The organism is Sphingopyxis sp. TUF1 (assembly GCF_036687315.1).
In the GTDB taxonomy this organism is placed as follows: domain Bacteria; phylum Pseudomonadota; class Alphaproteobacteria; order Sphingomonadales; family Sphingomonadaceae; genus Sphingopyxis; species Sphingopyxis kveilinensis.
Window position 1 is genome coordinate 2893890 of sequence record NZ_CP144683.1, and the last position, 22310, is coordinate 2916199.

24 protein-coding genes are annotated in these 22310 nt (G+C 63.9%); 9 read left to right on the top strand and 15 right to left on the bottom strand.

All coding sequences use genetic code 11. The annotated features are described in order from the left end of the window. Window positions 1-33: 33 nt before the first annotated feature. Window positions 34-1002, bottom strand: a complete 969-nt coding sequence (locus VSX77_RS13625) for a hypothetical protein (RefSeq protein WP_338425149.1) — start codon at window positions 1000-1002, stop codon at window positions 34-36. Between the two features lie 452 nt (window positions 1003-1454). On the opposite strand from VSX77_RS13625, the gene VSX77_RS13630 reads away from it, so the two are divergent. From VSX77_RS13630 to VSX77_RS13640, 3 genes are read left to right on the top strand one after another with little or no spacing between them, the layout of a single operon-like run. Beyond that, entirely contained in the window at window positions 1455-1934 is a 480-nt protein-coding gene (locus tag VSX77_RS13630) for a hypothetical protein (RefSeq protein WP_338425150.1), read from the top strand. Then, on the top strand, window positions 1921-2643 hold the full coding sequence (locus tag VSX77_RS13635) for a hypothetical protein (RefSeq protein WP_338425151.1): 723 nt from the start codon (window positions 1921-1923) through the stop codon (window positions 2641-2643). Before VSX77_RS13630 ends, VSX77_RS13635 begins: the two co-directional genes overlap by 14 nt. 32 nt (window positions 2644-2675) lie before the next feature. After that, window positions 2676-3167 (top strand): hypothetical protein, encoded by a 492-nt coding sequence (locus VSX77_RS13640; protein WP_338425152.1) that lies wholly within the window; start codon window positions 2676-2678, stop codon window positions 3165-3167. A gap of 47 nt (window positions 3168-3214) precedes the next feature. Here the strand turns inward: VSX77_RS13640 and leuA are convergent, their stop codons facing one another. The 8 genes from leuA to rsmI form a co-directional block, all read right to left on the bottom strand. After that, a complete protein-coding gene (gene leuA, locus VSX77_RS13645; RefSeq protein WP_338425153.1) occupies window positions 3215-4879 on the bottom strand; it encodes a 2-isopropylmalate synthase in 1665 nt (554 codons plus the stop codon). A gap of 301 nt (window positions 4880-5180) precedes the next feature. Continuing rightward, window positions 5181-5669 (bottom strand): rhodanese-like domain-containing protein, encoded by a 489-nt coding sequence (locus VSX77_RS13650; protein ID WP_338425154.1) that lies wholly within the window; start codon window positions 5667-5669, stop codon window positions 5181-5183. A gap of 124 nt (window positions 5670-5793) precedes the next feature. After that, on the bottom strand, window positions 5794-6435 hold the full coding sequence (locus tag VSX77_RS13655) for a YceI family protein (protein ID WP_338425155.1): 642 nt from the start codon (window positions 6433-6435) through the stop codon (window positions 5794-5796). 102 nt (window positions 6436-6537) lie between these two features. Next, on the bottom strand, window positions 6538-6948 hold the full coding sequence (locus VSX77_RS13660; protein WP_338425156.1) for a hypothetical protein: 411 nt from the start codon (window positions 6946-6948) through the stop codon (window positions 6538-6540). A gap of 281 nt (window positions 6949-7229) precedes the next feature. Beyond that, window positions 7230-7838, bottom strand: a complete 609-nt coding sequence (locus VSX77_RS13665) for a DedA family protein (protein ID WP_338425157.1) — start codon at window positions 7836-7838, stop codon at window positions 7230-7232. Window positions 7839-7984: 146 nt separating this feature from the next. Next, complete coding sequence (gene gshB / locus VSX77_RS13670; protein ID WP_338425158.1) at window positions 7985-8938, bottom strand: glutathione synthase; 954 nt, start codon at window positions 8936-8938, stop codon at window positions 7985-7987. A 174-nt stretch (window positions 8939-9112) separates the two neighbouring features. Then, window positions 9113-9463, bottom strand: a complete 351-nt coding sequence (locus VSX77_RS13675) for a YraN family protein (RefSeq protein WP_338425159.1) — start codon at window positions 9461-9463, stop codon at window positions 9113-9115. Next, window positions 9460-10320, bottom strand: coding sequence for a 16S rRNA (cytidine(1402)-2'-O)-methyltransferase (rsmI, locus tag VSX77_RS13680; RefSeq protein ID WP_338425160.1), 861 nt, complete (start codon window positions 10318-10320; stop codon window positions 9460-9462). Before rsmI ends, VSX77_RS13675 begins: the two co-directional genes overlap by 4 nt. 10 nt (window positions 10321-10330) lie before the next feature. Between rsmI and VSX77_RS13685 the strand changes: the two genes are divergently transcribed. Together VSX77_RS13685 and infC are read left to right on the top strand one after the other, a co-directional pair. Next, window positions 10331-11518 carry a penicillin-binding protein activator gene (locus tag VSX77_RS13685; protein WP_422397231.1) on the top strand — a complete coding sequence of 396 codons (1188 nt, stop codon included), beginning with the start codon at window positions 10331-10333 and terminating at the stop codon, window positions 11516-11518. Between the two features lie 171 nt (window positions 11519-11689). Then, entirely contained in the window at window positions 11690-12226 is a 537-nt protein-coding gene (gene infC / locus VSX77_RS13690; RefSeq protein WP_338425161.1) for a translation initiation factor IF-3, read from the top strand. 115 nt (window positions 12227-12341) lie between these two features. Here infC and VSX77_RS13695 read toward each other — a convergent pair whose 3' ends face one another. Then, on the bottom strand, window positions 12342-13040 hold the full coding sequence (locus VSX77_RS13695) for an NRDE family protein (protein ID WP_338425162.1): 699 nt from the start codon (window positions 13038-13040) through the stop codon (window positions 12342-12344). Between the two features lie 129 nt (window positions 13041-13169). On the opposite strand from VSX77_RS13695, the gene VSX77_RS13700 reads away from it, so the two are divergent. Then, a complete protein-coding gene (locus tag VSX77_RS13700; RefSeq protein ID WP_338425163.1) occupies window positions 13170-13610 on the top strand; it encodes a hypothetical protein in 441 nt (146 codons plus the stop codon). 184 nt (window positions 13611-13794) lie between these two features. Here VSX77_RS13700 and VSX77_RS13705 read toward each other — a convergent pair whose 3' ends face one another. The 5 genes from VSX77_RS13705 to uvrB form a co-directional block, all read right to left on the bottom strand. Continuing rightward, window positions 13795-15300, bottom strand: a complete 1506-nt coding sequence (locus VSX77_RS13705) for a S10 family peptidase (protein WP_338425164.1) — start codon at window positions 15298-15300, stop codon at window positions 13795-13797. A 96-nt stretch (window positions 15301-15396) separates the two neighbouring features. Further along, entirely contained in the window at window positions 15397-15723 is a 327-nt protein-coding gene (locus VSX77_RS13710) for a HigA family addiction module antitoxin (RefSeq protein ID WP_338425165.1), read from the bottom strand. After that, complete coding sequence (locus VSX77_RS13715; RefSeq protein ID WP_338425166.1) at window positions 15689-15970, bottom strand: type II toxin-antitoxin system RelE/ParE family toxin; 282 nt, start codon at window positions 15968-15970, stop codon at window positions 15689-15691. Before VSX77_RS13715 ends, VSX77_RS13710 begins: the two co-directional genes overlap by 35 nt. Continuing rightward, window positions 15967-16419 carry a hypothetical protein gene (locus tag VSX77_RS13720; RefSeq protein WP_338425167.1) on the bottom strand — a complete coding sequence of 151 codons (453 nt, stop codon included), beginning with the start codon at window positions 16417-16419 and terminating at the stop codon, window positions 15967-15969. Before VSX77_RS13720 ends, VSX77_RS13715 begins: the two co-directional genes overlap by 4 nt. Before the next feature lie 276 nt (window positions 16420-16695). After that, complete coding sequence (gene uvrB / locus VSX77_RS13725; protein WP_338425168.1) at window positions 16696-18882, bottom strand: excinuclease ABC subunit UvrB; 2187 nt, start codon at window positions 18880-18882, stop codon at window positions 16696-16698. A gap of 83 nt (window positions 18883-18965) precedes the next feature. Between uvrB and VSX77_RS13730 the strand changes: the two genes are divergently transcribed. The 3 genes from VSX77_RS13730 (at window position 18966) to VSX77_RS13740 (ending at window position 22214) form a co-directional block, all read left to right on the top strand. After that, the gene (locus tag VSX77_RS13730) at window positions 18966-19478 is read left to right on the top strand and encodes a DUF3617 domain-containing protein (protein WP_338425169.1); all 513 of its coding nucleotides are present in this window, start codon (window positions 18966-18968) and stop codon (window positions 19476-19478) included. Between the two features lie 522 nt (window positions 19479-20000). Then, window positions 20001-21782, top strand: coding sequence for a tetratricopeptide repeat protein (locus VSX77_RS13735; RefSeq protein ID WP_338425170.1), 1782 nt, complete (start codon window positions 20001-20003; stop codon window positions 21780-21782). Between the two features lie 195 nt (window positions 21783-21977). Continuing rightward, a complete protein-coding gene (locus tag VSX77_RS13740) occupies window positions 21978-22214 on the top strand; it encodes an acyl carrier protein (protein WP_003039428.1) in 237 nt (78 codons plus the stop codon). The last annotated feature ends 96 nt before the right edge of the window (window positions 22215-22310 follow it).

The following is a 22310-nucleotide window of genomic DNA, read 5'->3' on the forward strand; positions in this document are numbered from 1 at the left end:
GGTCGCGCACCGCGGGCCGCGGACCAGCCAAATTCACCCGCGCGCGCTTTTTCGGGCCGTTTGTCCTCCAGGTGCCGGATCATTCGCAGGCTGCGGCAGGCCGAAAAAGGCGCGGCGGGCGATTTCGCCGGCCTTGCGCAGCGGGGCGACGTCGGCCTGGCGCACTGCCTGCCACGCTTCCTCCTCGTCGGGACCCAGCGTGCGTTCATAATCCTCGTCGCCGAACGCGCCTTCTTCTATGCCGGTGAAATCGTCGGGCGGCGGGAAGTTGGTGCGCAGCTCGCCGGTTACATCGTCGGCCCAAACGGTCATCGCCGCGGCTTCCTCCTCGGGGGTCGGTTCGGCGTCGAGGTCGCTTTCGGAATCGGCGGAAAACTGCGCAACTTCATTTGCGATCGCCGTATCGCGCCACAGCGCGGCGAGCGGGTTGGCGCGATTGTCGCGCGCAGCGAGCCAGAGCGCGAGCGCGGCGCCGAGGCCGTCCGGGGCGTCGGCGGGTGCCTCGGCGGCATCCTTCGCGTTATCGCGCGCCGCCGCGGCGGCGTCGAAGAGCGACAGAAAGCCCGGCCAGTCGCCCGCGATGACCTGCGCCAGCATCTCCTCGCCGGCCTTCGCGCGCACCTCGACCATGCGGTCGAGCCGCGCGAGCATTGCGAGGCCGAGGCGGCTGTCGATGCGGCGGCGCTTGACGAAGCTGCGGTCCTCTTCGCGCATCACCGTGCTCGTCTCGTCATGCCCCCAGATCGCGCGGTCGAGCAGCTCGTCGACGAGCCGCCCGCGCGCGATCAGCACCGCCGCCGCGCAGCCGAGCCTGAACGCCGCGCCATGCGGTCGCTGCTTGAGCTGATAGACGGCGGACGGCGACATGCCGACCTTTGCCGCCGAAATCTTCACCGATCCGTTGGTGGCAAAGGCTTCGAGAAAGTCGCGCTGGAGCCGCGGCGTCCAGTGATAGCTGACGGGGGCGGGGGTGGCGGCGGGATCAAGAGCGGTATCGTCCATGGGTGCGTCCTTCGGGTTGGGTGAAACCGTCAGAATGAACCATATAGGTGAAAGGTAGGAAAGGGGAATTTGATTGTAGATGAGTTTCAGCCCGGATGGCTGTCCCAAGGCGGGCGTTAGTGGCAACCGACTGTAGTATTATTCGATAATCAGAGGTAATTGGGCGTTCGAATCATAGGGGACAGGTAATGGTCTGGTCTGCACAGGGATTGCAGTTTGCACTCTTCACGGCGCTGAAACCGGGTCAGCCAGATGCCCTTCAGCCTTGGATGAAGCTTTTCCAATCGTCGCCTCAAAATTTCCAAGGGGCTGCGCCCGGTACCCCGCAGTCTTCTGCCTCTGGCGTAATCGGAGACTTTCAGGTGTCGGTTAGCGCGATGCCCGGACGATTTGATTTGACGGTGTCTGCTCAACAGGGGGCCCCGCCCTCAGTGACCGGTAGCGGGCCGCCCATGATTGGCGACGTCGGCGCAGCGCTTAAGATATTGGTTCAGTATGCTAAGCAGCTACTTGAGTTTCAGCCGGCGCAGCGGCTCGCAATTGTCGCAAATCTAGCGGAGGTGGTTCAGGGGCCGGAGGATGCGTTAGCTCTAGCCGCAGATTTGGTGGGAGGCATGAGCATCCGAGCTGGCGCATCTGATTTCGCTTTTCAGCTCAATGTGCCAAAAGCAGATGCGGCGACGGGTCAACCGATAAACCGGGTATGTAGGTGGCAGACGCAAGTCGCGCAAATTATCACGATGGGTATTGGACCAGGTGGGCCAAGCGCACCTGCTGTCCAGTCAACCCATGTTGTTGGCCTTACGCTCGACATAAATACGGTTCCTGGGCATGTGGATTTTGAGAAGGACAAAGCAGTTGCGATAGTCGATGCTCTTGCAACAGAGGTCGAGCAGATTATCTCTGGTGGCTACGCATATGTTATACAGTAGCTCAAACACTCTGGAGTTTGCTCCACCGGCGAGCGCCGTCGATGCGCTTGATGCCAAAGCGCATGCAGTAGAGGCTGTAGCGACTGGCTTTGACCTCAAGCAGCCAATCACGCGACTTTGTGATCGTCGTCGAGTTGCCATACCTCTTTTCTTCGCGTCGCTTGTGTCGGGTACGAGCGTGGCTGCGGCCCCGCCGTCAGCTGATTTGCCGTTTGTTAACAGCTCTAATGTAGATCGGTTCGCCAGTAGTATTGACCTGCACAGGTTAGAAATAGTTGGAACTAGCTCGTCGAACGATATGAGCGGTGTATTGAACTGGATTGCGGCTTGGGCCTCCGGGGCGTCATCAGATGCAAACGCCTCCGCGTATTTTACGGAAATTATTGATAGTCTAGAAACACTAGAAGACGGCTGGAACGGTGTTTCCTCAGTCGCTCCGAGCGAGTATGTCAAAAGCGATCTGCGAATTCTTGCAGCATATATGCGGTACTCGCGGCAGCCTGAAGTCGAAGTTGACAATGATGGCTCGATCGCACTTCGGTGGGAGGACGATGAGAGGACGTTAGCGCTTACATTAAATGGCAACGGTCGCTTGATCGGCACGATGTATCCTCGCACCGAAAATTTCCCGCTTGAGTTTGGCGTTGGCGATAGCTCGAAGATAGCTGAACTTTTTTCGATCAGTGAAGTGCGAAGCACGCTGCTGTGACTGCATGCAGCACGGGCTGTCCGCGCGAATTGGTGCAGCAAGACCCCATTTCTTTCGGAACAATCGACGATCAAGAAATAATCGTTAGGGCCGCATTTGATCCACGTAGCGGAAACGCTAAGACTGGAAATATCAAGGCAGCAATTATTCCAAAGGAAGATTTGCTTTCAGGAAGTTTTTCAGTGTGGCGACTGGAGCCGCTGGGGATCAGCTGTTCGGAACTGATTGAACGCTTGGATGTCGTTCCGAATCAACTCCTGTTCGCCTTATGCGGACTTCCAGCAAGTGAAATTCGAGCGGTTAAGGCTGGAACGGCTCGAGCGCTAAGCGTGGTCGATGAGTGCGAATGCGACGCACAAGGGAACAAGCACCCCGCACATGCTCATGTTGCAATATGCAAATCGCTGACAAAACAAGGTCTACACAAGGATCACCCTGATTTCGAGCAGGCTCGTACGGAGTTGCACGCCAAATTTAAGAGAAGCCCGATTTGGGTAGCTTGGCAGTCGAAACCGGCGCCGTGAATTGCAATGTCTAGCCGTTTAAGCACTTTAAAGAGTGAGCACCTAGACTAAGTCCCATTCGCGGCGCTGAGAATCGCGCGGACGCTGGCGGTCGCGACGTCGGTGTCGAGGCCGCAGCCGAACAGGCTCTTGCCGTCGGCGGTGCGGCATTCGACGTAAGCCGCGGCCTGAACATTGCTGCCCTGGCCGATCGCATGTTCGCTGTAGTCGACGATGTCCATGATCGGGCCGCCCGATTCTGCGAGCGCGGCGATGACGCTGCTCATCAGGCCGTTGCCGCGGCCGCTGACGCTGCGCGTGGCGCCGTCGATGGTGAGTTTTCCGGCGAAGATGCGGTCGGTTCCGGCATGGCTCTCGGACCAGTCGACGAGCTGGAAGCGTTTGGCGTCGGTGGTCAGATACTGGCGCTCGAACGCGTGCCAGATGTCCTCGGCGCCGAGCTCGCGGCTTGTCTGGTCGGCGAGCGCCTGGACGATGTGGCTGAAGCTTGCCTGCATCTTCTTGGGGAGTTTCAGCCCCTTGTCCTGTTCGAGTACCCAGGCGACGCCGCCCTTGCCCGACTGGCTGTTGACGCGGATCACCGCTTCGTAGCTGCGCCCCAAGTCGGCGGGGTCGATGGGGAGGTAGGGGACTTCCCAGCGCTCGTCATTCTGGCGTTCGCGCGCGGCGAAGCCCTTCTTGATCGCGTCCTGATGGCTGCCCGAAAAGGCGGTGTAGACGAGTTCTCCGCCATAGGGGTGGCGCGGGTGGACGGGGAGCTGGTTGCAATATTCGACCGTCGCGATGACCTCGTCGATGTTCGAGAAGTCGAGGCCGGGGTCGACGCCCTGCGTGTACATGTTGAGCGCGATGGTGACGAGGCAGGTGTTGCCCGTGCGCTCGCCATTGCCGAACAGGCAGCCCTCGACGCGGTCGGCGCCCGCGAGCAGGCCCAATTCGGCCGCCGCGACGCCGGTGCCGCGGTCGTTGTGGGTGTGCAAGGATATGATCGCGGCGTCGCGGTTCGGCAGGTTCTTGGCGAAATATTCGATCTGGTCGGCGTAGATGTTCGGCGTTGCCGCCTCGACCGTTGCGGGGAGGTTGAGGATGATCGGGTTTTCGGGGGTGGGGGCGAGGACGCCCATCACCGCTTCGCAGACCTCGATGCTGAAATCGAGCTCGGTGGTGGAGAAGCATTCGGGGCTGTACTGGAACCGCCAGTTTGTTTGCGACAGGCGCGCGGCATTGTCGCGCAGCTGCTTTGCGCCGTCGATCGCGATTTGCTTGATGTCGGCCTTGTCCATGCCGAAGACGATCTTGCGCCAGGCGGGGGCGACGGCGTTGTAGACGTGGACGATCGCGGTTTTGGCGCCCGCGAGGCTGTCGAAGCTGGTGCGGATCAGGTCGGCGCGGCTTTGCGTCAGGACCTGGGGCGTTACATCGTCGGGGATGCGGCCGCCCTGCACGAGGCCCGAGATGAAGTCATATTCGGTCGCGCCGGCGCTGGGGAAACCGACCTCGATCTCTTTCAGGCCGATGCGGCAGAGCAGGTCGAAAAAGCGCGCCTTTTTCTCGGCATCCATCGGGTCGATCAGCGCCTGATTGCCGTCGCGCATGTCGGTGGAGAGCCAGATCGGCGCCTTGGTGGTGACGCGGCCGGGCCAGTCGCGGGTGGCGAGCGGAACCTGCGGAAAGGCGCTGTATTTGACCGAGGGGTCGCGGAGCATGGTCATGGGTTTGGTTTCTTCTTCGGGTGGTTGCGTCGGTGTCGATCGGACCCTTGAGCGGGTGGCCGCGACAGCTGCGCAGCCAGTGTCACGCCCAAGGGCGTGTAAGTCGCAGAAGAAGAAGGGCGGCGGTGCGCATGGGCGCCCTAGTGATGCAAAATGTCGTGCTTGGCAAGGGGGGAGTGCGAAAATTGCGTGGGTGGCCCACAGTTCGTCATCGCGGGCTTGACCCGCTTCTTGCGGCTCGCGCTGCCTTCGACATCAAGCGGGACCCCGGATCAAGTCCGGGGTGACGAGCAGAGGGATCTTACCCCTTCACCCACTCGACCTTCGGGTCATTGAAGTCGACGACGTCGGCGAGCTCGGCGACGTTGGGATAGCCATAGCCGACGAGGTTGATGAAGGTCTGGATATTGAGCGCGAGCGCCGCGGCCTTGACGGGCACGGGGCTCCGGTTGTTCGAGAAATTATTGTTGCAATAGATGAGGATCGGGCGGTTCGCGTCGGGGCCGATCACCGCGGCAAGGCTGTCGGCGGTGAAGTCGGTGAGCGGCAGGTTGACCGCGCCCTTGATATGCCCGCGCTGAAAGGCGTCCTTCGACCGCGCATCGAAGAGCAGCGTGCCGGGCTGTGCGGCTGCGGCCTTGAAGGCGTCGAAGGCGAGCAGGCGCTGCGCGCGCTGCGGCGCGACGCGGGCGGTCAGCGCCTCGAACGCAGGATAGTCGATCTGGGGGTTTGCCTGCGCGAAGGCGGGCGCGGCGAGGCAGACGGCGAGAGCGAGAAGCAGCGGACGCATGTGAATCCTCCCTTGAGTGGGGAGATGCTAGGTCGCGCGTGCTGGCTCTGCGATGAACCACGGGAAGGTCGCCGGGCCGTCCGGGAGGTGGACGGCCCGGCCGCGTTCTCCTGAAAGTCGCGCCTTATTGTTTTTCGAAGGCGGCGTGGATTTCGAGTTCGACCGCGTCGCTGACCATGGGGAGGGCATAGGCGATCCCGAAATCGCTGCGCTTGATCGTCGCTTCGGCCTGGAAGCCGACCGTTTCCTTCTTGTTGAACGGATTGGTGCCGGCGCCGTGGAAATCGACGTCGAGCGTCACGGGCCTGGTGATGCCGTTCAGCGTCAGATTTCCGGTGACCTTGGCTTCGTCGCCTTCGTCATCAAGGACGACGCTGCTCGACACGAATTTGGCGTCGGCAGGCGCGGCGCCGAAGAAGTCGGGCTTGCCGCCATCCTTGCCCGCGCGCAGCAGGTGGCCGGTCAGCCCGGCGCTGGCGGTCGTCACCTTGGCAACGGGGATCGTCACATCGACCTTCGCCGCGGCAGGATTGGCGGGATCGATCACCAGCGTTCCGGTGACGTCACCGAAAATGCCGGTATATTTGCTGAAGCCGAAATGATCGACTTCCCAGACGACCATCGTGTGGCCGGGATCGGCGGCATAGGTGCCCGCGGCGACGCGCGATTTGTCGGGGGCGCCGGGAACGCCGGCGTTCTGTGCGACGACGATCGTTGCGGTGGCGGCGGTGAGGGCGAGGGCGGCGAGGGGGACGATGCGGCGCATAATAACCTCCTGTTGTGGGGGAGCGCAAAGCTAGGCGAGCGCGCCGCCCGCCGTCAACAAGCGCTGGGGAAACGCTGGGTTTCGCAAAGCCGCCGCCGCGCGTCAGGGCGTGGCGGCGCGGCGTTCCTCGAACCATTGGCGCAGCGCGAGCGCGGCGCAGCCGGTGTAACCATAGCTGCCGACGGGCGAGCAGCTGTCGGGGCGCGTCTGGCGCGCGATATTTTCATAGCCTGCGACGGCCGAAGCCCAGCTGCCGCCGCCAGCCGGAGCGTCGTCCTTCAGTTCCTCGCGCAATTCCTTGGGCACCCGATAGCGATCACCCTCGGGGCGCTGCGCGCAGACGATGATCTCGTCTCCCTTGGGTTCGGGGCAGGGTTCGTCGCCGAACGTATAGAGGACCGAGGTGCGCTGCGGCGGCTCCGCCGATTGCGCCAGGCTTTCGTCGCCCTGCGCCGCGGCGGGCGCCGTAAGAAGTATGACCGGAAGGAGGAGGGCGGCGGTTTTTGTCATCATTTTGCGATCCCGTGCCCGACTATTCCACAGACATATGGGCGGTGGAGATGAACCTAAGCCGAACTGGGGGTGAGGGGTAGGGGTTTTGCAGCGCGAAGGGGGCGGCTTTGGGGTGGGGAGCGGACGTTTCGATTTACCGTCGCCCCCGCGAAGGCGGGGGCCGCCATCGGCCTTTTCCTGCGTCGCTGTGTAAACCGACAGCGGCCCCCGCCTTCGCGGGGGCGACGGCTAGGTTCGGTCGCTTGCTGTCATTCATGGTTCCGCCGCTGTGACGGCAGTGTTCAATCCTCGCGCGCCTTCGGCTTCCATGTCACCACGCGGTAGATGTAGAGCAGGACGATCGAGCCGATTGCGATCAGCGCGACGGGGCCGATGAAGCGTTCGACTTCGGAAAATTGCTTGCCGAACCAGCTGCCCGCACCGGCGAGCGCGGCGATCCAGATTGTCGAGCCGGCGGCGGTCCAGATGAGGAATTTTGCCTGGTTCATTGCGACCATCCCCGCGGGCAGCGACACCATCGTCCGCGCGATCGGCATGAAGCGCATGACGAAAACGATGCCCGAGCCATAGCGGATGAACCAGTCGTGCAGCTTTTCGACCTCATCCCAGTCGAGCGTCAGCCAGCGGCCATGCCGGTCGACGAGCGGTTTCAGCCGTTCATAGCCGTACCAGCGGCCGATCCAGTACCACACCCAGTTGCCGAAGGTCGTGCCCGCGACCGCCACCGCGACCAATGTCCAGTAGTCGAAGCGCCCCTGTCCGACCATCACGCCGCCGAGGCTCATGATGACCTCCGACGGGATCGGCGGGAACACATTTTCGAGGAACATCAGGATCGCGATGCCGAGATAGCCCCACGAATGGATGAGATCGAGGATGAATTCGGTCATGGGAAATAGGGTTTCCTTATCGGGTTTGGCCGACCTCTAGCCGTCATTGCGAGCGAAGCGAAGCAATCTCCAGCTTGCGTAGCACAGAATCGATAGCTGGAGATTGCTTCGTCCCCCGGATCAAGTCCGGGGTCCTCGCAATGACGCTATCCGCCGATCCGCCGCGTGATCGCGTCCCAGATCATGCCCGCGGTGTCGCTGTTGTTGAAGCGGTCGATCGCGACGATTCCGGTGGGCGAGGTGACATTGATTTCGGTCAGCCATTCGCCGCCGATGACGTCGATGCCGACGAAGATCAGCCCGCGTTCCTTAAGCGCGGGGCCGAGCGCGGCGCAGATTTCCTGTTCGCGCGGAGTCAGCTCGGCCGCCTCGGCATAACCGCCGACCGCGAGGTTCGACCGGAACTCGCCCTCACCGGGCTTGCGGTTGATCGCGCCCGCGACCTCGCCATCGACGAGGACGATGCGCTTGTCGCCCTCACGCACGCTGGGCAGGAATTGCTGGACCATGAAGGGTTCCGGCCACACCTGACCGAACAGTTCGACGAGCGCGCCCAAGTTGCTGCCGTCGGCATCGATCCTGAACACCGCCTTGCCGCCGTTGCCGTGGAGCGGCTTGATGACGACGGCGCCGTGGCGCACCTGAAAATCCTTTACCGCGTCGAGATCGCGCGTGACCATCGTCGGCGGCATAAATTCGGCATAGTCGAGCACGAAGACCTTTTCGGGGGCGTTGCGCACCGATACGGGGTCGTTGACCACGAGCGTTTCATCGCGGATGCGTTCGAGCAGCCAGGTGCCGGTGAGGTAGCCGAGGTCGAAGGGCGGGTCCTGCCGCATCAGCACGACATCGACGTCGCGGCCGAGGTCGAGCATGACTTCGTCGCCGAAGCGGTAGTGATCGCCCGCCTCGCGCTTCACGTCGAGCACGCGGTGCGCCTTCGTCGTCAGCCGTCCGGCCTCCCACGTCAGCCCGCGCACGTCGTAGTGATACAGCTCGTAGCCGCGTTCGAGCGCCTTCAGCATCAGGTGAAAGCTGCTGTCGCCCCCGATGTTGATATTGTCCATCGGGTCCATTTGCACCGCGGCGCGCAGGGTCATTTTATTCTATCCTTCTCAAGCCCCTCCCCTTCAGGGGAGGGGTTGGGGTGGGGGTTGTCGAGGTTGTGCAAGGCCGATGGCCCCCACCCCGCTCGACTAAAGTCCCGGCTGACGCCGGGCCAAGTCTCGCTGCCCCTCCCCTGAAGGGGAGGGGCTTGAATATTTTCGACATCCTCACGGCTGCCAGACGTGGACCAGATGGCGTGGCAGGCGCCGCGGCGCAAGGAGCATCACGTCGATGCGTATGTCGTCGTGCGGCCGGGCGAAGCGGGGGCTGAGCATTTCCGCCGCCGCAGCGACGCGGCGCAGGCGATACGGGTCGATCGCGAGGTCGAGGTCGGCGGCGCGGTCGCGCCATTTGACCTCGATAAAGGCGACGATGCGCCCGCGGCGCGCGACCAGATCGACTTCGCCGACGGGGACGCGCAGCCGTTGCCCCAAAATGCGCCAGCCGTGGAAGCGCAGCCACCAGGCGGCGCGGCGCTCGGCGCGGCGGCCGCGTGCTTCGGCGGCGGCGCGGGTCAATCCTGATCCTTTAGCGCGAGCGCACGGGCGTAGATTTCGTGGCGGTCGCGGCCGAAGCGTTTGGCGACGGCCTTCGCCGCCTGAGCGACGGGCTTGTCGGCCATCGCGGTGTGCAGCGCGGCGTCGAGCGTCGCATCGTCGGCGTCTTCGGCGGCCGCTTCGCCGGGCGGGCCGACGATGATGACGATCTCGCCCTTGGGCGGCGCGTCTTCATAGCGCGCGGCGAGTTCGGCGAGCGGGCCCGTCACGCATTCTTCGTAAAGCTTGGTGATTTCACGCGCGACCGCCGCTTCGCGATTGCCGAGCCCGGCGGCGAGCGCCGTCAGCGCCGCGGCGAGACGCGGGCCGCTTTCGTAAAAGACCAGCGTGGCGCGCAGGCTCGCGAACTCGGCGATCGTGTCGGCGCGTGCCTTGGCCTTGTTCGGCAGGAAGCCCGCGAAGAGGAAACGATCGCTGGGCAGGCCCGACAGGGTGATCGCGGCAATGGCGGCGCACGGGCCGGGCAGGGTGGTGATATGACGCCCGGCGGCGCGCGCGTCGCGCACCAGCTTGTAACCGGGGTCCGAAATCAGCGGGGTTCCCGCGTCCGACACCAGCACGACGACTTCGCTTGCCATCCGCGCAACCAGCGCGGCGCGGGTGCGTTCGTCGCTGTGGTCGTGATAGGGGGTCATCGGCACGCGCAGACCAAGGTGCGCGAGCAGCTTGGCGGTGACGCGCGTATCCTCCGCCGCGATCAGGTCAGCCGACGCCAGCGTCGCCGCGGCGCGCGCGCCGATGTCGCCGAGGTTGCCGATGGGGGTCGCGACGATATAGAGACCGGGCAAGGGAGAATCTGAGATGGTCGAATCTGGCATGACGCCGAAAATGGCAGAAACTGCTGCCCAGCGCCAAAATAATGCGTCGCCGCGGCGGCAATTGCTGCGCGGACTGGGTGCGGTGGCGCTGGCGGGGGTGCTCGCCGCATGCCAGGTCGTGCCGAAGACCGGCGGCCCTGCAACCACACCGCCGCCGAGCGATCCCGGCGAAACCGTCGGCCCCGGCCTGCCCACCGACACCGACCGCCACCGCGTCGCGCTGCTCGTGCCGCAGACGGGCCCCAATGCCGACGTCGGCACCGCGATCGCCAATGCGACGACGCTGGCGCTGCTCGATTCGCGAACCGAGCGCGTGCGCATCACCACCTATGACACCGCGCTGGGCGCCGCCGCGGCGGCGCGGCAGGCGGTCGCGGACGGCAACAAGCTGATCCTGGGGCCGCTGCTGAGCGAAGATGTCGCCGCGGTCGCGCCGATCGCCCGCGGCGCCAAAATTCCGGTGCTGAGCTTTTCCAACGATACGAGCGTCGCGGGCAACGGCGTGTTCATCATGGGCTTCGTCCCCGGCCAGTCGGTCGAGCGCATCGTCGCCTTTTCGCGCGCCAAGGGGCATCAGCGGTTCGGCGCTTTGGTGCCGAAAAATGTCTATGGCGATCGGTCGGCGGCATCGTTCCGCGCCGCAGTGACCGAGGCGGGCGGGACGCTCGTCGCGCTCGAAAGCTATGACCGCAGCGCCACCGCGCTGACCGGCGCAGCGCGGCGGCTGGCCAATGCGGGCGCGATGGACGCGGTGCTGATCGCCGACAGCGGCGGCAACGCCATTCGCGCGGTCCCGGTGATCAAGGGCGCGGGCGCGCGCCAGATCCTGGGCACCGAGCTGTGGAATACCGACGCGTCGCTGGGCGGCAATGCGGCGATGCGCGGCGCGTGGTTCGCGAGCGTGTCCGACGGGCTCTATGGCCAGCTGGCGACCAAATATCGCACGCGTTTCGGCCGTGCGCCGTACCGGCTTGCGAGCCTTGGCTATGACTCGGTGCTGCTCACCGTGCGGATCGCGCGCGACTGGAAGCCGGGGACCAGTTTCCCGGCAAACCGGCTGCTCGCCGCCGACGGTTTCGGCGGCATCGACGGCATTTTCCGCTTCAACAACCGCGGCATCGCGCAGCGGGCGCTCGAGGTGAGCGAGATTGGTGCCGGGGGCTTTCGCGTCGTCGATCCCGCGCCGACGAAATGGTGAGCGCGCCTATGTAGTGGCGGCGCGGCCACAGTGCGCCGAAAAGCGGCATCAAATGGCCGCCGCCACCTTTACGGCGGCGCCGCGATCACTATATGAGCAGCGGGTGCGCCGCGCTTCGACGCCGCGCGCCCATATCGAAACGACCAAGGAGACACAGCTATACGCCCGCCCATGACTCGCCGCCCGCTGGCGCCAATGCCGCCGAAGAACGGCCCGCGATATAATGAATTCATCGCCTCGCCCAAAGTCCGCGTGATCGACGAGGAAGGCGAAAATCTGGGCGTAATGCTGACGGCCGAAGCAATCGAACAGGCGGCCGAGGTCGGGCTCGACCTGGTCGAAGTGTCCCCGAACGCCGACCCGCCGGTGTGCAAGTTCCTCGATGTGGGCAAATTCAAATATGAGGCGCAGAAAAAAGCGAACCTCGCCCGCAAGAGCCAGAAGACGCAGGAGATCAAGGAGATCAAGATGCGTCCGAACATCGACGACCATGATTTCGATGTGAAGATGCGCAAGGTCTTCGACTTCCTTGAGGAAGGCGACAAGGTCAAGATGACCATGCGTTTCCGCGGCCGCGAGATGAGCCACACCCAGCTGGGCCTGAACGTGCTCCAGCGCGTCGCCGAACTGACCGCCGAGGTCGCGAAGGTCGAAGCGCACCCGCGCACCGAAGGCCGCCAGATGCTGATGGTGCTGGCGCCGAAGTAGCGACCACGCGACAATGATCGTCGCCCCCGCGAAGGCGGGGGCCGCCATCGGTTTATGCAGCGCCGCAGGAAAAGGCCGCCAGCGGCCCCCGCCTTCGCGGGGGCGACGAGGCTATTCAACCAATCCGAAAATCGAGGGCGGTCGTTCCACCGGGGCGGCCGCCTGCTTCGTATCGGCGCTCGACCATCCGCACCGTGCCGTCCGCCGCCATCGCGACCAGCGTCGAGGCGCGCGTCCCGTAAACTTCGCCCATCAGGAACAGCGCCGGGTCGGCTTCGGCGGTCAGCGTGTCGAGCAGCCCTTCGGGATCGCTGCCTGCCGCGACCACTGCCGCGAGCGCGGCGCGCAGCCGTTCGGCGCGCGGGCAGGGGCGGTCAACGGGCTCGTTCGCGAGCGCGTGGACGCCGGGCGCAAGGATCGAGATGCGCGGCGCTGGCCGGTTGGTGAGAAGGCGCGGGCCGCCTACGCCCACGGCAAACAGATTGAAGGCGCTGAAGCAGTCGAGGTCGGGTGCGGCCGGATCGGCGAAGCGGCCCTGTCCATGCAGCAGGTCGGCGACGAGTGCGCCGCGCGATTCCTTCGTGGGATCGGGCATCGCGCCGCGCACGTTGGTCACGACGACGGCGCGGCCGCTCGGCTGATGGACGCCAAGCCATGTCCCGCCCGCCTGAAGGTCGCGCCCGGCAACGATGCCGCTGCCATCCTCCCACATGTGCAGCGACGCGGCGGCGCGCGCGTGAAACTCGTCGCGATTGCCGATAAGGATGAGCGGCCAGTCGGGGTGGACGCGGTGGGCAAGGGCGACGACGCACATGCGCGCCCATATCGGTCGTCGCGCGCGATTTGCCAAGCCAGTGCCGTGGTGTATTGCCCAAATATATCACTAATTGCCGACGCAGCGGAATGATGATAGCCTCCGCCCATCTTTCTGAAGGGGGAGACGATGATGACGGACGCCGGTAAAACGCCCTGGCACCTGTGGGTGGTGGGGATCGTGTCGCTGCTCTGGAACGCCTTTGGCGCGTTCGACTATGTGATGACCAAGCTCAAGAATCCCGACTATATGGCGGCGTTCACGCCCGAGCAGCAGGCTTATTTCCACAGCTTTCCCCTGTGGGCCAATGCGGGCTGGGCGCTGGGGGTGTGGGGATCGGTGCTGGGATCGGTGCTACTGCTCGCGCGCAGCCGTCACGCGGTGACCGCATTTCTGCTTTCGCTCGTCGGGCTGGCGATCAGCAGTCTCTATCAGTTCGGGATGCATTATGGCGATCTGGAGCGGATGTTCGGGACGTTTCCGATGATCTTTACCGCGGTGATCTGGGTGATTGTGATTGCGCTGTTTCTGTATGCGCGGGCGCAGGCGGCGAAGGGTGTGCTGCGGTAGGGCAGGTCAGCTTTAGGATTGAAATCCTCCCTGTCGCGCAGCGATGGGGAGGGGGACCGCCGCCGCAGGCGGTGGTGGAGGGGCCGCGACGTCGGCGCCAATGCCCCTCCGTCAGCGCTTCGCGCTGCCACCTCCCCATCGCTACGCGACAGGGAGGATCTTAGGGCCGCGACCCGCCGCCGTTCTACCGCGACCGGATGAACGCGCGCACGTCCTCCGACAGTTTCCGACGGTCCTCGTCGCGGATGTACATCATGTGGCCCGCGCCATAATAGGTGTACTGAATGCGATCCTGCGGGATGCCGGTGCGTGACAGCGCATATTCGGCGGCGAAGAAGGGCGTTGCGAAATCATACCAGCCCTGCGCGACGAGCACGCGCAGCCCGCTGTTTTCGCGCATCGCCTGTCCGATCCAGGGCGCGACGTTCAGATAGGCGTTGCTGTCGCGGCCACCGATGCGCCAGTCCCATTGGCCGCCGATCCGCCCGATCGACTGATATTCGCGGTCGGTCTTGAACCCCAGCCCGTCGCGGCTCCAGCTGTTGATCGCCGCAGTATAGCTCGCATCGATACCATAGAAGCTGGGGTCGTTGTCCGGGGTTTCGCCGGCGCTGTCATAATCCTTGCCCGTATAGCGGCTGTCGAGACGCCCGACGGTCAGGCCGCGGTCGCGCAGCAGTTCCTTGTAGAAGCGCGCGGGCGTGACGCGCAGGTCCGCCTGTTCGAGATAGGTTTCGGACAGGCCGGTGAAGCGCGCGAGCTCACGGCGGATTGCGGCGCGCTCCTCGCCCTGCAACTTCTGCCCTTTGAGCAGCGCGGTCGCATAGGGGCCGATCGCCCATTGCCGCGCCTCTTCGGCGAAAGCCTCGACCGACGCGGCGCTCGCCTTGCCGTGATAGAGCGCGGTGACCGCCATCGACGGCAGGTTGGTGACGGGCGAAAGCTCGTTGCCCGGCGTGTCGGCGCCCGCCGCGAAATCGAGCACGGTCGAAATCAGGATCAGCCCGTTGAAGGCAACGTCATTGAACGTCGCGTTCATCAGCTGGTGCGCGACCGCGGCGGTGCGGGTGGTGCCATAGCTTTCGCCGCCGAGATATTTGGGGCTGTTCCAGCGGCCATTGTCGGCGAGCCAGCGGCGGATGACTTCCGCAACGAGTTTCGCGTCCTGCGTGACCCCATAATAATCCTCGGGGTCGGCCTTGCCGATCAGATGCGAGAAGCCCGTGCCCGGCGGGTCGATGAACACGACGTCGGTAACGTCCATCAAGGCGTCGGGATTGTCGACGATGGGGTAGGGCGGCGCGCCGTCGTCGACGCCGGTGCCGGGGATCGCGACGCGCTTGGGCCCGAACGCGCCCATCATCAACCAGACGGTGCCCGATCCGGGGCCGCCGTTGAACAGGAAGGTCACGGGGCGGCTGGGGTCGCGCGGTTCCTTGACATAGGATGTGGTGACGACCGCGACTTCGGGTACACCGTCCTCGTTCTTGATGACCGTCTCGCCGATCGTCGCGGCATAGTTTATCCGCTGGCCGCCGAAGGTGCCGCTGAGTTTGGTGGTGCGGATTTGCGGTTCGTAATCGGCGGCGGGCTTTTCGGCCTTTGCCTTGTCATTCTTGTCCTCGGCATGGACGATGGCAGGAACCGCAGCGGCAAGCGCCAGCGCGATCAGCGACAGACCCGATTTCATAAACTTGTCTCCCCGTTTTGAAGCGCGGACGCTAATCCGCGCGCGGGGAGGGGGCAAGGGTGCTGGTCGGGTGTAGCGGGGTTTTGGTCGAAGGGGTCAGGCGGCGCGCGGGACGATGCGGTCCAGTTCGCCGTTCAATGCGCGCTTGGCTTCGAGCAACTCGTGGTCGAGTTGCAAGCCAAGGAAAAAGCCTTCCGACATACGGAAATATCGGGCGAGGCGCAGGTCAAGGTCCGCATCCATATCGGCTTCGCCGTCGATCACGGCCTGTATCTGCCGTGCCGAGACCCCTAGCGCCTTGGCAAGCGCCGCCGCGTCCATGCCCAGCGGTTCCATGAATTCGGACAGCAGCAATTCGCCGGCGTGGCTGTTGTGCAGCCAGTCGGGATTAGTGGTAGTCCGTGATTTCGACTTGCTCTGCATGTTCGTCTTTCCAGACGAAACATATACGCCATTTCATATTAATGGAAATCGAATGTTGCCCGGCCCGATCGCGCTCCAACGCGTGAAGGCGGTTCGATGGCGGATTGCGCAGATCGTCAAGCGTCCGGGCGCGATTGAGCAGTTTAAGCTTGTCCAGCGCGCGATTCTGGATGTCCGAAGGCAGCTTCCGGCTCCGTTCGCCGTTCCAGATTTTTTCGGTTTCGGGATCGGCGAACGAGCGGATCATCTGCGAAGCTCGTCCAGGCGATGCCAGTCGTTGTCCGCAGGCCGCCTCGCATACCAGAAGCGCCAACCATTCACTTTCGTGCCGGAAATTGCACCCGCGGCATCGGAAGGGCTTCGACGAACCTTGCCATTCTCATCGATCCAAAGTTCATCGCGGATCTCGGCGCGATAAGTCTTGCCCTTGTAAGTGGCTCGGAACCTCGTGCCGTCCGGAAAAAATACGTTGCCGATCCAGGCTCCCGGCCCCGAACCGATCTGGTTGGCGAGGATTGCGCCGAGGGCATTGACCGGCGAATTGCGCAATTCATCCCTCTCTTTTTTGGATGCCGTCACTTCCTCGCCGATCGTGAGCAGTCTGCGCAGAACGTCGTTATAGGTGTCGTCCTCCGTCCGACGGAGAAGCGTGAGCGCCTTGTAAACATCAAAATCGACATCGATCTGCATGGCCATTCTTTCTCCCGTAGAATCTACCGGAGAGAAAATAGATTGTCAATGTGCCGTTGCATTGGGATGGCGTGGTGTGAAGCGACGCATCAGATCTGGCGGCTCCCCGACTTCTTCCGTCATGCTGAATTTGTTTCAGCATCCATGACCTGAACTTTCGTCAAACGCAGAGTAAATCGGAAGGGCGGACCATGGATGCTGAAATAAGTTCAGCATGACGATGGCAGGTGGCGAGGGGTTATTCACCTTCCTTTGACGCGGCTTGGCCAATCTGCATCGATCTCAACGCCCCCACTTCGTCTTGCTCTGCTTCCCGAACCGTCCCTTGCGCGTACCCGGTTTGCCCTCGTTGCTCCGCCCCACGCGCGGCGCGACCTGTTGATCGGGCGGAAGGCCCAGCTCGTCGGCCTCCAGCTTGCGGATTTCGTCGCGGAGGCGGCCGGCTTCTTCGAATTCCAGGTCGGCGGCGGCGTCGCGCATCTTTTTTTCGAGGTCCTGGATATAGGCGCGGAGGTTGTGGCCGACCATGTGCGCAGGCTTGTCGTCGCCGATGTCGATGACGACGCCGTCCTTCGACGCGACATGCGCGATGATGTCGCCGATATTGCGCTTGATCGTCGTCGGGGTGATGCCGTGCGCTTCGTTATACGCCTTCTGCTTTTCGCGGCGGCGGTCGGTTTCGCGCATCGCGCGTTCCATGCTGCCGGTGATGCGGTCGGCATAGAGGATGACGCGGCCGTCGACGTTGCGCGCGGCGCGGCCAATCGTTTGGACCAGCGATGTCTCGCTGCGCAGGAAGCCTTCCTTGTCGGCGTCGAGGATGGCGACGAGCCCGCACTCGGGAATGTCGAGCCCTTCGCGGAGCAGGTTAATGCCGACGAGCACGTCGAACACCCCGAGCCGCAGGTCGCGGATGATCTCGATGCGTTCGAGCGTTTCGACGTCCGAGTGCATGTAGCGGACCTTCAGCCCTGCTTCGTGGAGGAACTCGGTCAGATCCTCGGCCATGCGCTTGGTCAGCGTGGTGACGAGCGTGCGGTATCCCGCCGCCGCGGTCTTTTTCGCTTCGGCGATCAGGTCGTCGACCTGTTCCTCGACGGGCTTGATTTCGACCGGCGGGTCGATGAGGCCGGTGGGGCGGATCACCTGTTCGGCGAACACGCCCTGCGTGCGCTCCATCTCCCACGTCCCCGGCGTCGCCGACACGCTGACCGTCTGCGGGCGCATCATGTCCCATTCGGCGAAGCGCAGCGGCCGGTTGTCGATGCAGCTCGGCAGGCGGAAGCCATATTCGGCGAGGGTGATCTTGCGGCGATGGTCGCCCTTCGACATCGCGCCGATCTGCGGGATCGTCTGGTGGCTTTCGTCGACGAAGAGGAGGGCGTTGTCGGGGAGATATTCGAACAGGGTCGGCGGCGGCTCGCCGGGGAGGCGGCCGGTCAGGAAGCGGCTGTAATTCTCGATCCCGGCGCAGCTGCCGGTGGCGGCGATCATTTCGAGGTCGAAATTGGTGCGCTGTTCGAGCCGCTGGGCTTCGAGCAGCCGGCCTTCAGCCTCGAGCTCCTTCAGCCGCTCGGCGAGTTCGTGGCGGATCGCCTCGCTCGCCTGCTTCAGCGTCGGGCCGGGGGTGACATAGTGGCTGTTCGCAAAGACGCGGACGTAATTGAGGCTCGCGATCTTCTTGCCGGTGAGCGGGTCGAATTCGGTGATCTCTTCGATCTCGTCGCCGAAGAAGCTGACGCGCCACGCCATATCCTCATAGTGCGAGGGGAAGATTTCCAGAGAGTCCCCACGCACGCGGAAATTGCCGCGCGCGAAGGCCTGATCGTTGCGCTTGTATTGGAGCGCGACGAGTTTGCGGATGATCTCGCGATTGTCGGCGACCTGGCCTTTTTTGAGATCGAAGATCATCGCCGAATAAGTCTCGACCGACCCGATGCCGTAGAGGCAGCTTACCGAGGCGACGATGATGACGTCGTCGCGTTCGAGCAAAGCGCGCGTCGCCGAATGGCGCATCCGGTCGATCGCCTCGTTTACGCTCGACTCTTTTTCGATGTAGGTGTCCGACCGCGGCACATAGGCTTCGGGCTGGTAATAGTCGTAATAGCTGACGAAATATTCGACCGCATTGTTCGGGAAAAAGCTCTTGAACTCGCCATAGAGCTGCGCGGCGAGGATCTTGTTCGGGGCGAGGATCAGCGCCGGGCGCTGCAGCTCGTCGATGACCTTGGCCATGGTGAAGGTCTTGCCCGATCCGGTGACGCCGAGCAGCACCTGATCGCGCTCGCCCGCGCGCGCGGTTTCGACCAGCTCCCTGATCGCGGTGGGCTGATCGCCCGCGGGTTCATAGTCGCTGACCAGCTCAAAGCGCTTGCCGCCCTCGACCTTTTCGGGGCGGGCGGGGCGATGCGGGACATAGCCTTCGGCGGTGTCGATTTCGTCGAGCGAGGTGCGAATCTGGATTGCCATTGCCAGTAATATGGTATCGATGGGGCGGGTCCACAATCGCAATGACAAGAAACGCTGAGCGGCGAGTCTTCAGGAGACAGGCAATGAAAAAAATGATGATGGTTGCGGCGCTCGGCACGCTGATGGCGGTGTCGGGCTGCAGCAAGGAAGAGAATGCCGGCGGTACGGTGAAGCGCGAGGCGGGCAACTGGAAAACCGAAGTCAAGCTGGTGAAGTTCGAAGTTCCCGGGATGCCGCCCGAAATGAAGGACGGCATGACGAAAATGGTCGAGGGCGCGAGCGGCATGGACCAATGCTTCACGCAGGAACAGGTCGACAAGGAAGATATTGCCGCCGAACTCGCCAAGGGGCCGGGCAATGGCGGCCAGTGCAACTGGTCGAAAAAGGATGTCTCGGGCGGGAATATCGATGTCGCCGGCACCTGTACCGCCAATGGCCAGACGGTCGAAATGGCGATGAACGGCACCGTCGATGCGAAAAAGTCCGACGTCACGATCACGACCAAGGGCAAAGCGCCGGCCGGCGGGGAGATGGAAATGGTGATGCAGATGGTGAGCACGCACACCGGCCCGTGCAAAGCACCGGCAACGACCTGAACAAGCGTAGGCCTGAGCACCGAATTACGGGGGCGTCGCTGGCAAGCGGCGCCCCTTTTGTCATGGCGCCGACGGTCCGGCCTTCGCCGCGCGGCGATCCGCGTTGAGCCTATCAATCAGTGGTGACGGAAATCGACTTGCCGGGCGGCGAACAGGTGGGGCTGTGTGGCCGCCCGGCGAAGTCTTGAAATGAGGCTCGAGGGGATTCGAACGATGCCAGGGACCAGCTCGCACCATTCGCCTTGGGCCTCAACCGCATTGATCGAGATCGCCGCGGATACGAAAATAATGACAGAATTCCCGAAACGGGGCAGTTACAAGGGGTCACATGCCACCATGTCGCCATCTGATAACCCTTTGTTAACCCGTTCTCGCGCTTTTCGGTCGCGGATTGGCGCGGGCGCCGGTTTCTGATACAAGGTCTGGGCGGCTTGTTACCGTTACGAGGGCGTAACAAAGGGTGGCCGTGCCGAATGATTAGCGTATCCACCGTACCGCCCGATCGGGGCATCAGGGGGTAGCATGGATCAGGCGAACGCGAACGAAACAGACCCCGGCGAGACCGACAGGATCATCGCCGAGGAACTCGAACTGCTGCTCGCTTCGCCGATGTTCTCGCGGTCGCCGGTGCTATCGCGGCTGCTCCAGTTTCTCGTCGAACACCGCCTGCGCGGCGGACGCAGCGCGCCAAAGGCCTATGCGATTGCGACCGAAGCGCTGGGACGGAGCGCGGATTTCGATCCTGCGGTCGACAGCTACCCGCGCGTGATGGTCGGACGGCTGCGCACGCTGCTCGACCGTTATTATTCGGAAACGCCGTGGGTTCACCGGATACGCGTACCCCAGGGCAGCTATGAGGTGGTCGTGCAATACCGGTCGGCGCCGCCCGCGGCGCGAGCGGCCGACGCTCCCGAAGGCATCGATGACGTCAAGGCTGCAACCGATGCTCCGGACGGCATCGCGCCGCCGACGGACCGCCGCCCCCGTGGAGGGCGGTTCGGGCGATGGGCCGTCGTATTGCTGCTCGTTGCCCTCGCGCTGCTGGCGCTGTGGGCATTGCGTGACGATACGCGGCAGCTGTTTGCGAACGATCCGGTGCCCACCCCCTTGCTGGACATCCGTCCGCCGGAATCGGGCAATCTGCCCGAATCGCGTGCGCTGGCGCGCGCACTCGACGGCAAGCTGCGCGACGGGCTGCGCCGTTTCGATATGGTCAACCTGCTCAGCGCCGCACCCGCCGAAGGCGCCGCCCCGCGACAGAGCGACTATCGTCTCGATACCTCGCTCGTCCGCACGACCGAAGGGCAGGTCGATGTCACGCTGGTGCTCAACCGCGTCGCCGATCAGCGCGCGATCTGGTCGGAGCAGCTCCGGCTCGACCATCTGGATACGCCCGAATTTTCGGCGATCGACCCGCTTATCGCCCAGATCGGGGGCGATTTTGGTGTGATCGTGCGCGACCAGATACGGCGCCAGCCTGACAATTATTCGCCCGGCTACCCCTGCTTGGCGCAGTTCAACCGGATGCGGCAGATGCGCAATGCGGTGGTGGCGAAGCAGGTCGATGGTTGCCTGCGCGCGACGATCGAGGCCGATCCGCACGATCCGGTCACGCTCGCCGCGCTGTCGCTGGTGCGCTTTAGCGACTGGCAGTCGCAGCGCGCGACGCCCGTTGGCCGGGAAGCCTTTACCGAGGCGCAATCGCTGGCGCTGCGCGCGTATCACGAGGCCCCCAATTCGGCGGCGGGGCTGTTCGCGATGGCGCGCGCCAATGTTTATTCGGGCAATTGCGGGGCGGGAATCGCATTGGGCGACACGGCGCGGACAGGCAATCCGTTCGATCCCGACATCGCGGGCTTTCTTGGCCTGTTCAAACTGGCGTGCGGCCAGCCCGACGAGGGCGAGGCGTTGCTGCAACGGTCGCTCGCGCTCGATTCCTCATACCCGGGCGTGCCGGCGGTGACGCTGGCGTTCATGCTGTCGCAGCGCGGCGAGCAGACCGAGGCGCGGGCGATTCTCGACCGGATGCCGTCGCCCAGCAACCTCGAGCCGCAATATATGATGGTTCGCGCGATTGTGCTGGCGCGGCAGGGCGAGGTCGAGGCGGCCCGGATGCTGTGGCGGCGGCTGCTCGACTATACGCGCCAGCCGGCCGGCGCGCCGCCCGAACAGGTACTGGGGCGCTTCATGATCACGCCCTCGGTCATCATGCGCGCGTCGGCGGCGCTGCGCGAATCGGGCGTCGTCGCCGCGTCGCCTCCCGACCGCTCAGGCGCGCTGCGAGGAACCGCGGCCGCCCCTTGAACGACACCGTAGCGACGCCTATTTTTGCGGCGGGCGCCAAAGGGCGGAAAGGGGGGCGCCCATATATGATATGGCAGGAAACCGGGACGAAGCGGGGCGCAAAACCCCGGTCGGCGCCAGCCCTCTTGCCAGCCCCGCCCATGGACACTAGGGCAATCCCAACATTCACGACCAGGTCAGAAAAAGGAACTGTGCATGAGCGATTCGGCCGAAAAGGTTAAAAAGATCGTCGTCGAACATCTGGGCGTCGAAGCCGACAAGGTCACCGAAGAAGCGAGCTTCATCGACGATCTGGGCGCCGACAGCCTCGACATCGTCGAACTGGTGATGGCGTTCGAAGAAGAATTCGGCGTCGAAATCCCCGACGACGCGGCGGAGAAGATCGCCACCGTCAAGGATGCGATCGACTATATCGAAGCGAACAAGGGCTAAGGCTCTGCGGTCCGGCCGTGCCGGAGCCGTCTACGCGTTTCCGGCTTCCCGGTACCGAGCGCTCGTGCGCAGGGCCGGGAAGCTTTTTTTATGGAT